Origin of the sequence: Georgenia sp. 311 (genome assembly GCF_006151955.1) — a bacterium.
In the GTDB taxonomy this organism is placed as follows: domain Bacteria; phylum Actinomycetota; class Actinomycetes; order Actinomycetales; family Actinomycetaceae; genus Oceanitalea; species Oceanitalea wutianyii.
Window position 1 is genome coordinate 82,161 of sequence record NZ_VDFS01000063.1, and the last position, 1,638, is coordinate 83,798.

2 protein-coding genes are annotated in these 1,638 nt (G+C 70.8%); both read left to right on the forward strand.

Features of this window, described 5'->3' with window-relative positions; all coding sequences use genetic code 11:
* A partial coding sequence (locus tag FHE66_RS14035; protein WP_139073672.1) for an amino acid ABC transporter permease occupies positions 1-681 on the forward strand: 681 nt, incomplete at its 5' end.
* Positions 678-1,547, forward strand: a complete 870-nt coding sequence (locus FHE66_RS14040; RefSeq protein ID WP_139073584.1) for an amino acid ABC transporter permease — start codon at positions 678-680, stop codon at positions 1,545-1,547. The genes FHE66_RS14035 and FHE66_RS14040, both read left to right, overlap by 4 nt.
* Positions 1,548-1,638 lie beyond the last annotated feature (91 nt).

Sequence of the window (1,638 nt, forward strand, 5' to 3'; positions counted from 1 at the left end):
TTCGCCGAGGTCGTCACGCAGTACGACGTGATCGGCGCGTTCGGCTCCAACCTCCGGCTCACCCTCTTCTCGGGGCTGGCCGCCCTGGTCATCGGCGTGGTCCTCGCGGCCATGCGGGTCAGCCCCGCGCCGAGCCTGCGCCTGGCGGGCGCCGCGTACGTCACGCTCGTGCGCAACACCCCGCTCACCCTCGTCGTCGTGTTCTGCTCCCTCGTCCTGTGGGGGCAGCTCGACATCCAGCTCGTCAGCCGTGACCAGGCGGGCTGGCTCGAGGTCAACAGCTTCCGCCTCGCCGTGCTCGGCCTGGCGGCCTACACCGGCGCGTTCGTCTGCGAGGCGCTGCGCAGCGGCGTCAACACCGTCCCTGTCGGCCAGGCAGAGGCGGCCCGGGCGATCGGCCTCGGCTTCACCGACTCGATGCGCCTCATCATCCTGCCGCAGGCCTTCCGCGGCTCGGTGGCGCCGCTGGGCAACACGCTCATCGCGCTGGCGAAGAACACCACCGTCGCCCAGGCGGCCGGCGTGTTCCAAGCCTCCTCGGTGATGAACACGATGATCGAGTTCCACCCGCAGTACATCGTCGCGATCTTCCTGACCTTCGCCCTCGGCTTCATCGTCATCGTCCTGCCGATGGGGCTGCTGGCCACCTATGTCTCCCGGAAGGCGGCGGTCCGCCGATGAGCACCACCCTCTTCGACGCCCCCGGCCCTCGCATGCGGCGCCGCATCCTCGTGGCCAACATCATCGGGGCGCTCGTCCTCCTCGCGCTGCTCACGTGGGTGGTCATCGGCCTCGCCGGCAAGGGCCAGTTCACCGCACAGAAGTGGGAGCCGTTCCTCACGTCGAACGTGTGGGAGAACTTCTTCCTCCCCGGGCTCCTGGCCACCCTCAAGGCAGCGTTCCTCGCCATCATCGGCGCCCACGTCTTCGCGCTCGTCTTCGGCCTGGGGCGCCTGTCCCAGCTCGCCCCCGTGCGGTGGGTGTCCGGCGCCGTCGTGGAGTTCTTCCGCGCCGTGCCGGTGCTGATCATGATGATCTTCCTGTACTTCTGGTTCACCCGGAGCGGCGTGGTGCCTGCGTCCGAGGGCCCGCTCTGGGCCGTCGTCGTCGCGCTCACGCTCTACAACGGCTCGGTCATCGCGGAGCTGCTGCGCTCGGGCGTGGTGAGCCTGCCCCGCGGCCAGCGGGAGGCGGCGCTGACGATCGGCCTGCGCCACGGGCAGTCGCTGCGCCTGGTCGAGCTGCCCCAGGCGATGCTCGCCATGCTGCCGTCGATGGTCAGCCAGCTCGTCGTCATCCTCAAGGACTCGGCGCTCGGCTACATCATCACCTACACCGAGCTGCTGCGGGCCGCCCGGCTCGTGGGCAGCAACTTCGGCAACCTGCTGCCCGCGCTGCTCGTCGCGGCGGTGATCTTCATCCTCATCAACTGGCTGCTCACGACGCTCGCGGAGCGTACGGCCTCCCGCATGCGCGCCCGCACGGCCGGACCCGTCCGGGTCGGTGCGCCGTCGGCCGTCCCGCAGAGCGCGGGCGGGAGCCACTAGCGCTGAGGGGGTCGCCGTCCGTGGACGGCGACCCCCTCACGGCAGGTCCTCCCCGCCCGGGTCCTCCGCCTCGCCGCCGAGGGCCTCCTCG